The sequence below is a fragment of the Wolbachia endosymbiont of Drosophila seguyi genome (assembly GCF_028981765.1).
Taxonomy (GTDB): Bacteria; Pseudomonadota; Alphaproteobacteria; order Rickettsiales; family Anaplasmataceae; genus Wolbachia; species Wolbachia pipientis.
In genome coordinates this window covers 1-910 of sequence record NZ_JAPQLM010000039.1, presented here as the reverse complement: position 1 = coordinate 910, position 910 = coordinate 1, and the positions used below count along the sequence as shown (strand labels likewise).

At 30.0% G+C, this 910-nt stretch carries 1 protein-coding gene; it reads left to right on the top strand.

All coding sequences use genetic code 11. From position 1 onward, the window contains the following. Positions 1–127: 127 nt before the first annotated feature. On the top strand, positions 128–853 hold the full coding sequence (locus OZD62_RS00755; RefSeq protein ID WP_022626288.1) for a F0F1 ATP synthase subunit A: 726 nt from the start codon (positions 128–130) through the stop codon (positions 851–853). Positions 854–910: the final 57 nt, after the last annotated feature.

Here is a 910-nt window from a genome sequence, read left to right as displayed (position 1 = left end):
GTAATTAACATTCTAATTACATATTTTGTTAATATGTTAATGTTATAATAATACAGAGCCTTATCTTAATTCTTGACTTTGTCCTATAAAATTCATACTTTATTTACTGTTTATAATTCAGATTAAAATGGCACTAAATCCACTGGAACAGTTTAAGGTATATACAATAATAGAGTTACCTAGGTTATTTGGGTATGACGTAAGCTTTACCAATTCATCTTTTTTCACGATGATTTCGGTGATATTGATGATACTCTTTTTGCTTTTTGGAATAAAGAAGGGGTCAGTAATACCAGGATATTTGCAAGCTGCAGTTGAGTATGTATATGATTTTGTTATTTCAATAATAGAAAATAACACTGGAAGCAAAGGCTTGCAGCACATTCCATTGATATTCACAGTATTTATTTTCATTTTATCGTGTAATTTAGTTGGTGTTCTTCCTTATAGTTTCACGGTCACAAGTCATGTGATAGTCACCTTCGCTTTATCGATGGTGGTTTTTATTTATATAACGATTGTTGGATTTAAAGAAAGGGGAGTAGAATTTTTACGCATATTGCTACCAAAAGGAACTCCTTCGTGGCTTGCACCTATAATAATTATTATTAAGTTGTTTGCTTATTTAGTAAGGCCGGTTAGCCTATCAATAAGGCTTGCAGCAAATATGATTGCTGGTCATACAATCATCAAAGTGATAGCAGGGTTTATTGTAAATATGAACATATTTTTCACTCCTGCGCCGTTTTTGTTCATAATTGCATTGATAGGATTTGAAGTATTTGTTGCAATTTTACAAGCTTATATATTTACTATATTAACATGTGTATATTTGTCAGATGCAGTAAAGTAATTGACTTCCTTGTAGAATATTTTACAATTATATTATAAAGAAATAATTAAAGGTAAT

What these genes read in the sequence shown, in the direction of transcription:
- OZD62_RS00755 (WP_022626288.1), top strand. Translation starts at nt 128, where the DNA reads ATGGCACTAAATCCACTGGAACAGTTTAAGGTATATACAATAATAGAG.